Here is a 15,347-nt window from a genome sequence, read left to right as displayed (position 1 = left end):
TAGCTAGCCAATAGGCGAAGGAGCAAGCGCCAGCGATGACCGAGCCGGACCCAAACACGACGACAGGCCAAACCAGGCAGGAGAATGCCGACGCGCCGCAGGCGACTGAGGTCGTCCTGACGGAGCGCGCCGCACGGCGCGTGGCGAAGATTCTCGCTGGCGAGCCCGAAGGCACGGCGCTGCGCATCTCCGTGGAAGGCGGCGGCTGTTCCGGCTTCCAGTACCGCTACGATCTGGTGCAGGACGGCCGCGAGGAAGACGATCTGGTGCTGGAGGGCGAGGGCGCCATCGTCCTCATCGACCCCTTCTCGCTGCCTTTCCTGGAGGGCTCGGAGATCGATTTCGTCGACGATCTGATGGGCCAGTCCTTCCAGATCAGGAATCCCAACGCGGCCTCTTCCTGCGGCTGCGGCACCAGCTTCGCCGTCTGACGATGCACATTGTGGGGCGCCGGCGCGGCGTGGCGTGCGCGGCATGCTGAAGGTCGCCACATGGAACATCAACGGCGTCAAGGCGCGCCAGGACGCGCTTCTCGGCTGGCTTGCGGAAGCCTCGCCCGACATCGCCTGCCTGCAGGAGATCAAGTCGCTCGACGAGGCCTTCCCGCGCGAGCCGCTGGAAGCGCTCGGCTACAATGTCGAGACGCACGGCCAGAAGGGCTTCAACGGCGTCGCCATCCTCTCCAAGCGGCCGCTGGAGGACGTCACCCCCCGCCTTGCCGGCGACGATGCCGACGAACAGGCCCGCTTCCTGGAGGCGGTCGTCTCCACCAGGGAGGGCGTGTTGCGCGTCGCCTCCGCCTATATGCCGAACGGCAATCCCGTCGGCGGCGAGAAATTCGACTATAAGCTCGCCTGGCTTGAGCGTCTTCAGGATTGGGTGAAGGACCGTCTGGCGCTGGAGGAACCCTTCGTCCTTGCCGGCGACTTCAATATCATTCCGGGGCCCCTCGACGCCCGCTTTCCCGAGCGCTGGACGGACGACGCCTTGTTCCAGCCCCAGTCGCGTCGCGCCTGGCGCCGGCTTCTCGCCGCCGGCCTCACCGATGCGGTGCGCTGCGTCAGCGACGCGCCCGACCTTTACTCCTTCTGGGACTATCAGGCCGGCGCCTGGCAGAAGAACAACGGCATCCGCATCGACCACCTCTTGCTGTCGCCGGAGGCGGCCGACCGTCTTGCAGGCGCGGGCATCGACAAGCATGTCCGCGCCTGGGAGAAGCCTTCAGACCATGTTCCGGTCTGGGCGGCGCTGCAGCTGAGCTAGCCGCCGCCCTTCGGCGTCAGTGCGCCATATCCGCCGGCCCCGGCGCGCCGATACCCGCCGCCCGCATCTCGATATCGACGGAGCCCGCCTTCTCGAAGGTGAGCGTCACCTGCACGGCCGCGCCTTCTTCGATCGGGCCGGCGAGATCCATGAACATGACGTGCAGGCTGCCGGGCTTCAGCTCCACGCTCTGGCCGGCAGGCAGGGCGATGCCGTCCGGCAGATGCCGCATCTTCATCACGCCGCCGGACATGTCCATGGTGTGCAGCTCCGTGCGGCCGGCGATCGGCGAGGCGACGGAGACGAGGCGGTCGTCCTCGCTCCCGGTGTTGGTCAGCTTCAAGAATCCACCGCCGGCCTTGGCCGAGGGTGGCGTCGCCCGCGTCCAGGGCGTGTCGATCTCAATCGGACCGGCTGTGTAATCGGCGGCGAAGACGGGGGATGCGACCGCCATGAAAGCGGTCGCGACGGCTGCAAGAAGGGTTCGCATCTTTCTCTCCTAATGCGCATGGGGGAAGGCCCGCGCCGCGGCGGCGGGCATGAGGCTGCGTCACGAGAGGAAGAGCGGCGGCGCCCGCGCCGCCCCCGCAAGGCCGAGCGAGGCGGGATGGATGCCGTTCGTTGCCGCAAGGCCAGGCACGATGTGGTGGGAGGAGCGAAAGCCCGGCTCGCCTCCAGATGCGCAGGCAAGCGCGGCGCCGAGCCCGCAGACGGCCTGACAGAGCGCATCGCAGCAGGCATGTTCGCCACGCCGATTCGGGGCTTCCTGTGCCGCGTTGGAAGGCTGGCACAGAACCAGGCCCGGCGCGGCCCCGCCCGCCGCCATCGCCGCATCGGCCACGACGACGACCATCGCCTGGAAGCAGAGCGTATAGGCGAGGATTGCCGGCAACAGGCCGCCCGCGAGCCGATCCCGCAGGAGCCGCCGGAGGAGAGACATGGTCTGCTTCTGCGCTCCCGCGCCGGCAAAGGCAAGGCCCGATGCACAGGGCGAGTATTTCCCACACATGCCGATGTTGCGCGCAGAGTTGCCGGGCCTTCCGGCAGATGTCGCAACAGGCCGCTATCATGCTATGCTTGGTGGATGGTGGGAAAACGTCTCATCACTCTCTCGCTGGCGCCCGTCCTGGCGCTTCTCGGCGCTTCCTTCGCCGCGGCCGCCGGCGATTGCACCTGCCGGGCGAGTGACGGCGTCATCGCGCGCGAAGGCGAGACGGTTTGCATCGCCACGCCGAACGGGCGGCAGATGGCACGCTGCGAAAAGGTGCTGAACAATACGTCATGGCGGTTTCTGGAATCGCCCTGCCCGACCGCCTCGCGGCCATTGCCACGCCTGTCGCGGCTCGTTTCTGCGCAACCCTAGGCGGCCCGAAAAGGCGGCCGGAAAAGGCGGTTCAAAAAGGCGGCTCGCACAGACGCTTGGGAAGGCGGCGCCGAGATACGGCTTTACTTCGGGCTGCTCTTGGCCAGCCAGTCTTCGGCGAGCGCCATCGCCGTGCGCCGGTCGTTCTCGCTCGCCGCCGCGAAGGCCTCCTCGTGCAGCGACTGGATCTCGTCGTCGCCGCGGTAATTGTCGCGGGCGATCGACAGCCACATCAGACCCTTGACGGTGTTGCGACGGATACCGACGCCCTCAAACAGGATGCGGCCGAACTCGGCCTGGGCTTGCGCATGGCCCTTGTCGGCGGAAAGCTTCAGCCAGCGCGCCGCCTGCCGGGCGTTGCGCTCGCCGCCACGCCCGTTGAGATACATCATGCCGAGCTGGTACTGCGCCTCCGGATCGGCGAAATAGGCTGCGGCGTAGGTATAGAAGCGCCGCGCCCTCACCTCGTCCGACGATACCTTGCCGGCGATGCCGTCGCGGAAATAGCCGGCGAGCGCCACGAAGGCGTCGGAGACGAAGCGTGCATCCGAGCCGCGCGGATTGCCGTCGGCATACTCGTTGGCGATGCGCGAGAAGATATCGAAGGCGCGCGCATCGTCCTCGCTCACGCCATCGCCGGTCGCGTAGATGCGCCCGAGCTTCCACAGCGCCGCCGTATGGCCCTTCTCCGCGGCGAAGGAGAGCGCCTCGATCGCCTCGGCGGTATGGCCCTTCTTGTAGGCGAAATAGCCGCTGCGGAAGGCGTCCCGCGCCGTCGTATCGGGGTCGAAGGCGAAGGCCGGCGCCGTCAGGGCGACGGCGAGGGCCGCAACCGACAGAGCATTACTGATCCGCATAGCACACCGTCTCGGCCGCCCCTCCCGGATGGGTGACGGCCCCCTTCCTCGCCGAGCCAACGGTCTGGGCGTATTTCCACAGCGCGCCAGAGCGGTAATCCGTCTCGCGCGGCTGCCATTCCTGCCGCCGCCGGCCAAGTTCGGCCTCGTCGAGTTCGACGTCGATCGTGCCGGCAACGGCATCGATCTCGATGATATCGCCATCCTTCAAGAGCCCGATCGGCCCTCCGACCGCCGCTTCCGGCGAGATATGGCCGATGCAGAAGCCGCGCGTGGCGCCGGAGAAACGCCCGTCGGTAATGAGCGCCACCTTGTTGCCCATGCCCTGTCCGTAGAGCGCGGAGGTGGTGGACAACATCTCGCGCATGCCGGGCCCGCCCTTCGGGCCCTCGTAGCGGATGACCAGCACATCCCCTTCCTGATATTCGCCACGGCTCACGGCTTGAAAGCACTCCTCTTCAGTATCGAAGCACCGCGCGGGGCCTCTGAAGTGCAGGTTGGTCATGCCCGCGACCTTCACGATCGCGCCGTCCGGGGCAAGATTGCCGGAGAGACCGACCACACCGCCAGTCGGGCTGATCGGGTTGTCTGCGGGCCGAACCACGTCCTGCTCAGCGTTCCAATCAACATGCTCCAAATTTTCGGCAATTGTGCGGCCGGTCACCGTCATGCAATCGCCATGCAGATAGCCGTGATCGAGCAACGTCTTCATCAGCAAGGGAATGCCGCCCGCCTCGAACATGTCCTTGGCGATGTATTTGCCGCCCGGTTTCAGGTCGGCGATATAGGGCGTGCGCTTGAAGATCTTGGCGACCTCGAAGAGATCGAAATCGATGCCGCATTCATGCGCGATGGCCGGCAGATGCAGGCCGGCATTGGTCGAGCCGCCGGAAGCGGCGACCACCGTGGCCGCGTTCTCCAGCGCCTTGCGCGTGACGATGTCGCGCGGGCGCAGCTGCCGGGCGAGGAGCTCCATCACCTGCTCGCCGGCGGCGTGACAGAAGCGGTCGCGGAACTCGTAGGGCGCCGGGGCGCCTGCCGAATAGGGCAGCGCCAGACCGATCGCTTCGGAAACCGTCGCCATGGTGTTGGCGGTGAACTGCGCCCCGCAGGCGCCGGCGGACGGACAGGCGACCGATTCCAGTTCGGCAAGATCCTCGTCGGAGAGCTCGCCCGTCAGATGCCGGCCGACCCCCTCGAAGACATCGAGGACGGTCACTTCCCGGCCGCGGAAGCTGCCGGGCAGGATGGAGCCGCCATAGATGAAGATCGACGGCACGTTGAGCCGCACCATGGCCATCATCATGCCGGGCAGAGATTTGTCGCAGCCGGCAAGGCCGACAAGCGCGTCGTAACAGTGGCCGCGCATCGTCAGCTCGACCGAATCGGCGATCACCTCACGCGAGGCCAGCGAGGCCTTCATGCCGGCATGGCCCATGGCGATGCCGTCGGTGACGGTGATGGTGGTGAATTCGCGCGGCGTGCCGCTCGCGGCGACGACGCCCTTCTTCACCACCTGCGCCTGGCGGGATAGGGCGATGTTGCAGGGCGCCGCCTCGTTCCAGCAGGTGGCGACACCGACGAAAGGCTGATGGATCTCCTCCGCCGACAGCCCCATGGCGTAATAGTAGGAGCGGTGCGGCGCGCGCGAGGCCCCTTCGGTGACGTGCCGGCTCGGCAAATTTGCTTTGGAGAAGGTCTTTGCGTCCATGCCTACGCGCCTCGTTTCCCTGTTGTTCCGCCCGCCGGCACGCGGGCCTCGTTCGCAAGGCATGCCGGCATCCGCAACCGGATCCGGTATCGGCTCGGCCGCGGCGGCGCGCATCTGCCGCGCCGCTCCTACGGCCAGGCCGAAAAGCCTCGCATGCTCATCCGCCTGCGCCTCGTTTATGACTGAAACGTGGCGCTGTTAATGCCGCGCAAGGCGAGCCGGGCCCGTCGTCGGAAGCTGTTGCGAAATCGTCACAATGTGGCCGAGACGCATCGGCCTTCCCGGCGCCGGAAATGGCTCCGGCGCCGTTTCGCGAGCGTGGCGGAATCGCCCCGCTACGCCGTCTCGGCGATACGCCCGAGCGCAGCTTCCAGCCGTTCCCGGTCGGCGAGGTAATCGGCGCGCTTTTCGCGCTCGGCCGCCACCACCTCTTCCGGCGCCCGGGCGACGAATTTCTCGTTGCCGAGCTTCTTGTCGAGGCGCGCGATCTCCGCGTCGATACGGGCGATCTCCTTGGTGAGGCGGCTGCGCTCGGCGGCAAAGTCGATGATGCCGGCAAGCGGCAGCGCGGCCGTCGCCTCGCCGATGAGGAATTGCGCCGAGCTCTTCGGCGGCTGCGGCGCCAGCGACATCGCCTCCACCCGGGCAAGACGGGCGATCGCCGCCTCGTGCCGCGTTAAGCGCGCCTCGCTCTCCGCGCTCGCTCCGCAAAGCACCAGCGGGGTCTTGGCGCCGGCCGGCACGTTCATCTCAGAGCGCACCGAACGGATGGAGGAAACCAGCGCCACCAGCCAGTTGATGTCGGCCGCCGCCTCTTCGTCGGCCACCACGCCCTGCGGCCAGGCCGTCAGCGCCAGAAGCCCGCCTTCCGCGCCTGCCAGATCCTCCCACAGCGCCTCGGTGATGAAGGGGCTGAAGGGGTGCAGCATTTTCAGGATATCGGCGAGGACATGGGCGGCGACGGCCCGCGTCTCCGCGGCGGCGGCCGCGTCCTCGCCCTCGAGCACCGGCTTGATCAGCTCCAGATACCAGTCGCAGAAGGTCGCCCAGACGAAATGGTAGATGGCGTCCGCCGCCTCGTTGAAGCGATAGGCGGCGATCCCCTGCCCGACCGCTTCGATGGTGCGGCCGGCCTCCGTCAGAATCCAGCGATTGACCGGCAGCTTGGCCGAAGCCGGATCGAAATCCGCCGCAAGGCGGCATTCCTTCATCTGGCAGAAGCGCGCCGCGTTCCAAAGCTTCGTGCCAAAATTTCGATATCCGGCAACGCGTTGCGGCGAAAGTTTGATGTCGCGTCCCTGCGCCGCCATGGCCGCCAGGGTAAAGCGCAGCGCATCGGCCCCGTATGCCTCGATGAGCTCCAAGGGGTCGATGACGTTGCCCTTCGATTTCGACATCTTGGCGCCGTGCTCGTCGCGCACCAGCGCATGGATGTAGACGTCGGCGAAGGGCTCCTCCTTCATGAAATGCAGGCCGAACATCATCATCCGGGCGACCCAGAAGAAGATGATGTCGAAGCCGGTGACGAGAACGGAGGTGGGATAGTAGCGCTCAAGCTCCGGCGTCTCATCCGGCCAGCCGAGCGTGGAGAAGGGCCACAGCGCCGACGAGAACCAGGTGTCGAGCACGTCCTCGTCGCGGTCGAGCTTCACCCGGCTTCCGTAATGGCGGTAGGCGGCGGCCTCCGCCTCCTCCTCGCTCTCCTCCACGAAGACCTCGCCGTCCGGCCCGTACCAGGCCGGGATGCGGTGGCCCCACCAGAGCTGGCGCGAGATGCACCAGGGCTGGATGTTCTCCATCCACTCAAAATAGGTCTTCTCCCAGCTCTTCGGGACGAAGACGGTGCGCCCCTCGTGCACCGCGGCGATGGCCGGCTTCGCCAGCGTCGCCGCGTCGACATACCATTGGTCGGTGAGAAAGGGCTCGATCGGCACGCCGCCGCGGTCGCCATGCGGCACCACGTGGAGATGCTCTTCCACCTTCTCCAGAAGGCCTCTTTCCTCCATCATGGCGACGACGCGCGCGCGCGCGGTGAAGCGGTCGAGGCCGTGAAGGGCCGAGACGGTGGCGCCAAGCGCCTCGCTCTCGGCCACGCCGGCAAGAAAATCCTCGTTATCCTTCAGGACGATATTGGCCTCGATATCCATGATGTTGACCATGGCGAGAGCGTTGCGCCTGCCCACCTCGAAATCGTTGAAATCGTGCGCCGGGGTGATCTTCACCGCGCCGGAGCCGGCTTCCGGATCGGCGTAATCGTCGGCGACGATGGGGATCTTGCGGCCGACCAGCGGCAGGATGGCGTGCTTGCCGACGAGGTCCTTGTAGCGCTCATCGTCCGGATGCACCGCGACGCCGGTATCGCCCAGCATCGTCTCCGGCCGCGTCGTCGCCACGGTGATGAAGCGGCCTTCCTCGCCCTCGACCGGATACTTGAAATGCCAAAGGTGCCCCTTCGTCTCCACCTGCTGGACTTCCAGGTCGGAGATGGCGGTGTGCAGCTTCGGGTCCCAATTGACCAGCCGCTTGTCCTTGTAGATCAGCCCTTCCTTGTAGAGCTGCACGAAGACCTTCAGCACCGCCGCCGACAGCCCCTCATCCATGGTGAAGCGCTCGCGCGACCAGTCGCAGGAGGCGCCGAGGCGCTTCAGCTGGTTGATGATCATGCCGCCGGATTCGTCCTTCCAGCGCCAGACCTTCTTGAGAAAGGCCTCGCGGCCGATGGCGCGCCGGTCGGGCTCTTGGCGCTCCATCATCTGCCGCTCCACCACCATCTGGGTGGCGATGCCGGCATGGTCCATGCCGGGCTGCCAGAGCACGTCCTTGCCGCACATGCGGGCATGACGCACCAGAACGTCCTGCAGCGTGTTGTTGAGCGCGTGCCCCATATGCAGGGAGCCCGTCACGTTCGGCGGCGGGATGACGATGGTGAAGGGCTCCGCGCCCGTCCCCGCGCCGGCACCGGCGCGGAAGGCATCGGCATCAAGCCATTTCTGCGAAATACGCGGCTCGACGTTCTTGGCGTCGAAAATCTTGTCCAGCATGAGGGAATCGCACCGTAGGCCCGAAGCGGGCTCTCAAACCGGGGCGGTTAAACTGGCGCCTTCGGCCCCTGTCAACAAGGCGGATGGCCAAGACGCCGGGAAGGCGGCCTTTGGACGGGCCGAGCGTGGCGGCAAGCCGCCCCCCTGCCGCTGTCCATACGCCGCCGTTCACACGCCGCCGTTCAGCGGCGGCCGCGCGAGACCCGCTCGATCTCTTCCTTGACGAGCCGCTCCACCAGCGTCGGCAGGTTGTCGTCCAGCCAGTCGCGCAGCATCGGCCGCAGCATCTCGGTGACGAGGTCTTCCAGCGTGCGGGCGTTCTGCGACAAAATCGTGTGTGCCAGGGCGGAGAAGGCACCGGCGACGGCATCGTCGGCTTGCGGGGAAAGCAGCCGCTCATCGCCGTGGGGGCGCTCCTGGCGATAGCCGCTCGTCGGGCCGGGCTCGGCTTCTTCATAGCCGCGCGCAGTCTCATCGGCGCCTGCCGGCGCTGCATGATTGACGGGCGGGGCCTGCGGCTCCGGTTCCTCTTGCGCATAGGCCGGCGCCTCGTCCTCGCCCGCGAAAGCCTCGACCGGCTCCGTCTCGTCATAGGACGGCTCGCCGGAAGCCGCGGCGGAACTCTCGGCCGCCTCCAGCGCGTCCTCCGGCATATAGGCGCTCTCCGTCACCTTCTCCTCGCCGACGCTGTAGGCGCCAGGCTCCTCGGCGGGATCCTCATAGGTTGCCTGGGCGTCATCGGCATCGTCGGGATTCTCGGCGGCGGGCTCGGCGCTCGTCTCGGAGGCCTCTTCCTCCACTTCCGCCGGAACGCGGAAGGATTTCGGCTTGGGCTGTGCCCGCTCCCCATCCTCGGAGATGATTTGCCGGATGGAGGCGAGAATCTCCTCCATGGTCGGCTCGTGCGCCGCACTCGGATTGCCCATGCCCATTTCCCCTGCGAATTCAGCCGGTGCGCCTGCACCTCGAATCGTTTTGGATTTTACATGAGCATGAGTGGGTTAAGAAAACCCTCAAATCGCCTTTCCTCACCATATAATGCGGTCGGAGGGGCGGACGGATGCAATATACAGATGCAGGACAAGGGATATGTGCGGCCCCAGCGGCCGCGCCCGCGGTTTGGCGCCGGCTGCGGTCTAGCGCCCGTCGGGCGTCCTGAGGCCGCTCCACTTGTCCTTGACGGCCTGGTAGTGCGCCTCGGCCCGGTAGCGCTGCACCGGCAGATTGAGCGCGTCGGCGTCGAGCCGGCCGATCGCCGCCAGAAGCGCGAAGGCCGCGACGATACGGTCGCGCTGGGCAACCACGCGGTTGACCTCGGCATCGACCAGTGTGCTGCGCGCATCGAGCACGTCGAGCTGCGTGCGCTGCCCCACCCGTTGCTCCTCGATGACGCCCGAAAGCGCGATCTCCGAAGCCCGCACCTCGGCGGTGGCGGCGAGAATCTGCGCGTTGGTCGCCTCCACCGTGCCCCAGGCGGCGACGGTGAGTGCCCGCACCTGGTCGCGCACGATATCCACCTCGATGCGCCGCTGACCGAGAATTTCCTTGGCCTGCCGCACGCGTGCCGAGACGATGCCACCCTGATAGAGCGGCACGGAGACGCGCCCGGTGATGGCGGCGACTTCGGAGTTCTCCGGACGCCCGACGCCGATGGTCTTCTGCGCCGTGCCGTTGACGCTGATCGTCGGCAGAAGCTCGCCCTCAATCCGCTTCACGTCGAAAGAGGCGGCGTCCATGGCGTATTGCGCGGCAACGATGGAGGGATGCTCCTCCTGGCCGAGCGCAAGCGCCCGCGACAGCGAGTTCGGCAGATTGTTGCGGAAGGGAAAGCTCAGAAACAGTCCATTGGCCTCACGACCGATAATCTGGCGGTAGATGGCGCGGCTGGCGACCAGATTGGCTTCCGCGAGCGCGACGTCCGATTGAGCCTGGCTGAGAGCGGCGCGCGTTTGGGCGACGTCGGTGCGCGTATTCTCGCCGACCTCGAACCGATCCTCCGCGGCCCGCAGCTGCTCGTTGAGGAACTCCACGTTCTGACGGCGCAGCTGCAGGATCGCCTCGTCGCGCAAGACGTTCATATAGGCTTCGGCACCATCGCGCAGCACGTCCTGGACCGTCGAGCGCAGCGCGAAGCGGCTGGCAAAGACCCCGGCCTCCGCGCCGCGAACGGCGTTGCGGGTCTGGAAGCCATCGAAGAGATTCTGCTGGATCTGCAGCCCGACCGCCAGATCGGAGGTGGTGTCCTCCTGCCGGCCGACGCGCGTGCGGGCGCCGGCATAGGTGCCGTCTATTTCCGAGAAAGCCGAAATCTGCGGCCGCTGACCGCCCTTGGCGATCGGCACGTTCTCGTCATTGGCACGCGTACGGGCGCGCTCGGCGTTGATGGTCGGGTTGTTCCAATAGGCCGAAGCCAGCGCCTCGGTAATGCTCTCCGCCTGTGCCGTCGGCACGGCAAGCAGAGAAGTCCCCGCCAAGCTCAGCCAGATATGAAACAGGCGAATGCGCACGTTGCCACCAGGAATCGTTTACCGTCTCGTTGCGGCCAGTAGGGTTGTAACATCGCATGCGGGTTCGTCGCCTGGGTGAGGAGGGCGCACCCGTCGTTTTGGCGGGCATTGCGGCCGATTTGCAACACCCTCACGCAGGCACCAATAGTCAGAAAACGAACGCCGCCTTGCGCTCAAAACCCGGCAAAACCGGCGCCGCGGCATCGACGACGCCGCGATGGCTCACATGCTCGCCGATGCGCGTGTACAGCATCACCCGGCCGAACTCACCGTTGCGCTCCACCACCACCAGCCGGCCACCCTCGGCGAGCTGCTCGAAGATGGCCTGGGGGATCACCTCTATCCCGCCCGCGATCAAAATCGCGTCGTAAGGCCCCTCCGCCGGATATCCCTCGGTGAGCGCGCCCTCCACCACTGCGACGTTGTCGATCTTCAGCGCCGCCATATTGGCCTCGGCGGAATGGCGCAAATCCTCGTCCGGCTCCACCGCGACCACCGCCTCGGCCAGCTGGCCGAGCAGCGCGGAGGAATAGCCGCGCCCGCAGCCGAGATCGAGGACCACTTCCGATTTGTCGATCTCCAGCGCCTGGATCATGCGTCCGAGCACGGCGGGCGCGAGCAGGACCCTGTTCGTGCCATCCAGCGGCAGGTCCATGTCCGAATAGGCGAAGGGCAGCTGCACGCCGCTGACGAAGCGCTCGCGCGGAACCTCCAGGAAAGCCTCGATCAGATCGCGATCGGTCACGTCCCAGGTGCGCACCTGGCTGTCGACCATCCTCTGCCGCAGCGTGGCGTAATCGGTCATACTTGCATGAGCCCTTGCAACATCCTCGTGGCGGCATGCTGTAGCGGCGCGGGCGCGGCCAGACAAGCGGCCAGCCAAGCGAATGAGGCACGATCGGCGCGAGACGCAGCCGCGCATGCAGCGATGCGCGATTCGGCCCTGCCCCCCGCATCGGCGGGACGATAGCGCTGGAAAGATGGAGGCCTCGCCCGGAATCGAACCGGGGTATACGGATTTGCAGTCCGCTGCGTCACCACTCCGCCACGAGGCCAGCGCGGTTCCCGTAGCAAAGCTTTCGGGAGCCGACAAGCTGGCATGCAATTGGGGCCTTCCGGCCTCTCGTGCAACGGAGCCGATCGCGCTATCAGGCCATGAGGCAAAGCGGGGAGAACGAATGCGGCACGGTGGCGACCCGGTCGAAGGGGCTGGCCTTTACGGCATTGTGAGCGACGATTGGCTGGACCTTTCGACCGGCATCAATCCGCGTCCCTGGCCCTGGCGCGAGCGGCTTCAGGCAAGCGCGCTCGGCTTGGAGCGGCTGCCGACCAGGGCGGAGATCGCGGCGTTGGAGGCGGCGGCGCGGCAGGCCTATCGCTTGCCGCGCGAGGCCGAGATCGTGCCGCTCGCCGGCACTGAGCTCGCCATCCGCCAGTTGCCGGCCCTCATCGATCGCGCCGCTTTTCTTGCCAGCTCCTACTCCTCCTATCGGGCGGCCTTCGGCGATTCGCTGCGTCCCATCGCCGAGCCGGACGAGGCCGAAGGCGAGGAGAGCCTCATTCTCGTCAATCCCAACAATCCCGATGGCCGCCTCCTCTCGCCGGCGGCGATCGCGCGCCTGGCGGCTGAGCGCCCGCAGCGGCTCGTCGTTGTCGACGAGGCCTATGCCGATGCCCTGCCGCCGCACACTTCGGCGCTGCCGCTGCTGCAAGAGGCCGGCAATCTTCTCGTCCTGCGCTCCTTCGGCAAGTTCTACGGCCTGCCGGGCCTTCGCCTCGGCTTCGCCGTCGGCCGGGCCGAGCCGATTCGCGCCTTGCGCGCGCGGCTTGGCGACTGGCCCGTGTCGCAGGCGGCTATCGCCATCGGCGCCGCCGCCCTCGCCGACCGGCCCTGGCGGCAGGAGAGCCGGCGCTGGCTCGCCAGCCAGGCCGGGGCCCTGCGTTCCATGCTGAAGCGCCACCGCCTCGGCTCCTGCGGGCATTGCCCGCTCTTCACCCTGCTGCGCCATCCCGGCGCAACCGTCCTGCACCGCCGTCTCGCCCAGAAAGGCATCTGGACGCGCCGCTTCGAGGAGCGTCCCGATAGCCTCCGCCTCGGCCTGCCCGCCGACGCGGCCGGCCTCGCCCGCCTGGAGGAGGCGCTGAGCGAGACCCTTCAAGGCATGCGCCCATGAGCCGCCTCGCCATTCTCGTCCTCGGCCTTGTCGCCGACCGCATCCTGGGCGATCCGGACCGCCTCTGGGCGACGAGCGGCCACCCCATCGCCTGGATCGGCCGGCTCATCGCCACGCTCGATGCCGGCCTTAACGACGAGCGACTGTCGCCGGAGGCAAGGCGTGGCCGCGGCATTCTCGCTCTGGCCCTCATCCTCGCCCTCGCCGTCCTCGCCGGCTGGTTCCTTCACGGCCTTGCCGCCGCCCTGCCTCTCGGCTTCGTCCTGGAAGCCTTCCTCGTCTCCGTCTTTCTCGCCCAGAAGGGTCTCCTCGATCACGTTTCGGCCGTCGCCGAGGCAGAGGAGAAGAGCGGTCTGGAGGCGGCCCGCCTTGCCCTGTCGCACATCGTGGGCCGCGATGTCAGCGCCCTCGACCGCGGCGGGGTGAACCGCGTGGCGCTGGAATCCCTGGCGGAGAATTTTTCCGACGCCGTCGTCGCGCCCGCCTTCTGGTATCTCCTCGCCGGCCTGCCGGGCCTCATCGCCTACAAGGCGCTCAACACCGCCGATTCCATGATCGGCCACCGCACCGAGCGCCACGAAGCCTTCGGCTATGCCGCCGCCAGGCTGGACGATCTCGCCAACTACCTGCCCGCCCGCATCTCCGCCGCCCTCATCGCCCTGGCAGCGCCGCTCGTCGGCGGCTCGCCGCGCCGCGCCTTCGACATCGCCCGGCGCGACGCCGCCGCGCATCGCTCGCCCAATGCCGGCTGGCCGGAAGCGGCGATGGCCGGGGCGCTCGATCTCGCCTTCGGCGGACCGCGCCGTTACGGCTCGCTGGTGGTCGACGGCGCCTGGCTCAACAAGGAGGGCCGCTACGAGCCGAGCAATGCGGAGCTGCGCCGCGGCATCCGCCTGGCCGACGGGGCCTGGCTGGTGCTGCTCGCTCTCGTGGCCGTCAGCGCAACTCTGTTTGCGCCATAGCGAGGATCGCATCGAGATTGAGATGCGCCTCCAGGTGCCGCGCCAGGCCGTCGAGCGCCGCCTCCACACTCTCGCCATAGGCGAGTTCGCTCTTCGCCCCGAGCCCGGCAAGGAAGGCGCGGCGGAAAGCGTCGGAGCCGAAAAGGCCGTGCACATAAGTGCCCATCACCCGCCCCCCATGACCGACCGCCCCGTCCGGCCTGCCGTCATCCAGCCGTGAAAAGGGCTCAGAAAGCCCCGGCCCGCTGGTCGCGCCGACATGGATCTCGTAGCCCGAAAAGGCCGCGCCGCTCGCCGCATGCGTGCCGGTGACCGGGACGGTGGTCTTCTCGGCGGTGAGGCGCGTCGTCACGTCGAGCATGCCGAGCCCGCGCACATTCTGGGCTGGGCCTTCGATACCCTCAGGATCGGCGATCAGCCTTCCCAGCATCTGAAAGCCGCCACAAATACCGAGGACGGCGCCGCCGCGGCGAAGATGCGCGGCAAGGTCGATGTCCCAGCCCGCCTGCCGCAACACCGCAAGGTCGGCGATGGTCGATTTGGAACCCGGCAGGAGCACGAGGTCGGCATCGCCCGGCAGCGCCGTGCCCGGCTCCAGGACGAGAAGCTCCACGCCTGGCTCCATGCGCAGCGGATCGAGATCGTCGAAATTGGCGATGCGCGACAGTTTTGGCACGACGATCTTGACCGCGCCGCCCCCGCCCCGCAGCCCCTCCTCTATCCCCAGCACGTCCTCCGCAGGCAGCTTCCGCGCATCCTCAAAATGCGGCACCACGCCGAGGCCGAGCCAGCCCGTGCGCCGGGCGATCTCCCGCACCCCCTCGTCGAACAGCGTGACATCGCCGCGAAAGCGGTTGACGATGAAGCCGGCAATGCGCGCCCGGTCGAGCGGGTGGAGCACGTGATGCGTGCCCACCAGGCTGGCGATGACCCCGCCGCGCTCGATATCGCCGACGAGGACGACGGGCACCCCGGCCGCCTCGGCAAAGCCCATATTGGCGATGTCGCCCTCTCTCAGATTGGTTTCGGCCGGCGAGCCCGCACCTTCGACGACAACGATATCAACACCTTCACAGAGCCTATTAAAGCTCTCCATCACATGAGAGAGAAGCTCCGCCTTGCGCGCGGTATAGTCGCGCGCCTTCATCGTGGCGAGGCGCCGACCCTGCACGATGACCTGCGCGCCGACATCACTCTCCGGCTTCAGAAGCACCGGGTTCATATGCACCGACGGCGGCACGCGCGCCGCCAGCGCCTGGGTCATCTGCGCCCGCCCGATCTCCCCGCCATCGGCGGTCACGCCTGCGTTGTTGGACATGTTCTGCGGCTTGAACGGCATCGCCTTCAGGCCGCGATCGGCGAAGGCGCGGCAGAGCCCGGCGACCAGCAGCGATTTGCCGACATGCGAGCCGGTGCCCTGGATCATGATGGCGGGCGTCTTCGACATGAAGATAGCTTTCTGGCCTCCG

Annotated in this window: 14 protein-coding genes and 1 tRNA gene; 5 read left to right on the top strand and 10 right to left on the bottom strand. The window is 67.4% G+C overall.

Features of this window, described 5'->3' with window-relative positions:
* The first annotated feature begins 35 nt into the window (after positions 1-35).
* Positions 36-431, top strand: coding sequence for a HesB/IscA family protein (locus Q331_RS0107855; RefSeq protein WP_084174889.1), 396 nt, complete (start codon positions 36-38; stop codon positions 429-431).
* 43 nt (positions 432-474) lie between these two features.
* Positions 475-1,263: an exodeoxyribonuclease III gene (gene xth / locus Q331_RS0107850; RefSeq protein ID WP_084174897.1), complete on the top strand. Its 789-nt coding sequence runs from the start codon at positions 475-477 to the stop codon at positions 1,261-1,263.
* Positions 1,264-1,279: 16 nt separating this feature from the next.
* Here xth and Q331_RS0107845 read toward each other — a convergent pair whose 3' ends face one another.
* Positions 1,280-1,753, bottom strand: a complete 474-nt coding sequence (locus Q331_RS0107845; RefSeq protein WP_026380231.1) for a copper chaperone PCu(A)C — start codon at positions 1,751-1,753, stop codon at positions 1,280-1,282.
* Positions 1,754-1,813: 60 nt separating this feature from the next.
* Positions 1,814-2,203, bottom strand: a complete 390-nt coding sequence (locus tag Q331_RS0107840) for a hypothetical protein (RefSeq protein WP_026380230.1) — start codon at positions 2,201-2,203, stop codon at positions 1,814-1,816.
* Positions 2,204-2,347: 144 nt separating this feature from the next.
* Between Q331_RS0107840 and Q331_RS0107835 the strand changes: the two genes are divergently transcribed.
* The gene (locus tag Q331_RS0107835; protein ID WP_026380229.1) at positions 2,348-2,626 is read left to right on the top strand and encodes a hypothetical protein; all 279 of its coding nucleotides are present in this window, start codon (positions 2,348-2,350) and stop codon (positions 2,624-2,626) included.
* Positions 2,627-2,709: 83 nt separating this feature from the next.
* On the opposite strand, the gene Q331_RS20545 is transcribed toward Q331_RS0107835, so the two are convergent.
* The 7 genes from Q331_RS20545 to Q331_RS0107800 all read right to left on the bottom strand — a co-directional run bounded on the left by Q331_RS20545 (position 2,710) and on the right by Q331_RS0107800 (position 11,797).
* Positions 2,710-3,483 (bottom strand): tetratricopeptide repeat protein, encoded by a 774-nt coding sequence (locus Q331_RS20545; protein WP_034491449.1) that lies wholly within the window; start codon positions 3,481-3,483, stop codon positions 2,710-2,712.
* Complete coding sequence (gene ilvD, locus Q331_RS0107825) at positions 3,470-5,194, bottom strand: dihydroxy-acid dehydratase (RefSeq protein ID WP_026380228.1); 1,725 nt, start codon at positions 5,192-5,194, stop codon at positions 3,470-3,472. Before ilvD ends, Q331_RS20545 begins: the two co-directional genes overlap by 14 nt.
* A gap of 335 nt (positions 5,195-5,529) precedes the next feature.
* Positions 5,530-8,235: a valine--tRNA ligase gene (locus tag Q331_RS0107820; RefSeq protein ID WP_026380227.1), complete on the bottom strand. Its 2,706-nt coding sequence runs from the start codon at positions 8,233-8,235 to the stop codon at positions 5,530-5,532.
* Positions 8,236-8,417: 182 nt separating this feature from the next.
* Positions 8,418-9,161, bottom strand: coding sequence for a PopZ family protein (locus Q331_RS0107815; protein WP_026380226.1), 744 nt, complete (start codon positions 9,159-9,161; stop codon positions 8,418-8,420).
* Between the two features lie 210 nt (positions 9,162-9,371).
* Complete coding sequence (locus tag Q331_RS0107810; protein ID WP_245615549.1) at positions 9,372-10,742, bottom strand: TolC family outer membrane protein; 1,371 nt, start codon at positions 10,740-10,742, stop codon at positions 9,372-9,374.
* Positions 10,743-10,890: 148 nt separating this feature from the next.
* The gene (locus Q331_RS0107805) at positions 10,891-11,547 is read right to left on the bottom strand and encodes a protein-L-isoaspartate O-methyltransferase family protein (protein WP_026380224.1); all 657 of its coding nucleotides are present in this window, start codon (positions 11,545-11,547) and stop codon (positions 10,891-10,893) included.
* 176 nt (positions 11,548-11,723) lie between these two features.
* A tRNA-Cys gene (locus Q331_RS0107800) sits at positions 11,724-11,797 on the bottom strand.
* A 123-nt stretch (positions 11,798-11,920) separates the two neighbouring features.
* Between Q331_RS0107800 and Q331_RS0107795 the strand changes: the two genes are divergently transcribed.
* A complete protein-coding gene (locus Q331_RS0107795; RefSeq protein WP_026380223.1) occupies positions 11,921-12,916 on the top strand; it encodes an aminotransferase class I/II-fold pyridoxal phosphate-dependent enzyme in 996 nt (331 codons plus the stop codon).
* Positions 12,913-13,878: an adenosylcobinamide-phosphate synthase CbiB gene (cbiB, locus tag Q331_RS0107790; protein ID WP_026380222.1), complete on the top strand. Its 966-nt coding sequence runs from the start codon at positions 12,913-12,915 to the stop codon at positions 13,876-13,878. The genes Q331_RS0107795 and cbiB overlap by 4 nt, the downstream gene beginning before the upstream one ends.
* On the opposite strand, the gene Q331_RS0107785 is transcribed toward cbiB, so the two are convergent.
* The gene (locus Q331_RS0107785) at positions 13,853-15,325 is read right to left on the bottom strand and encodes a cobyric acid synthase (RefSeq protein WP_245615547.1); all 1,473 of its coding nucleotides are present in this window, start codon (positions 15,323-15,325) and stop codon (positions 13,853-13,855) included. The genes cbiB and Q331_RS0107785 overlap by 26 nt on opposite strands.
* Positions 15,326-15,347: the final 22 nt, after the last annotated feature.

The sequence above is a fragment of the Afifella pfennigii DSM 17143 genome, from assembly GCF_000688515.1.
In the GTDB taxonomy this organism is placed as follows: Bacteria; Pseudomonadota; Alphaproteobacteria; order Rhizobiales; family Afifellaceae; genus Afifella; species Afifella pfennigii.
The sequence above is the reverse complement of the archived record's forward strand: the minus strand, read 5'-3'. Positions and strand labels throughout refer to the sequence as shown.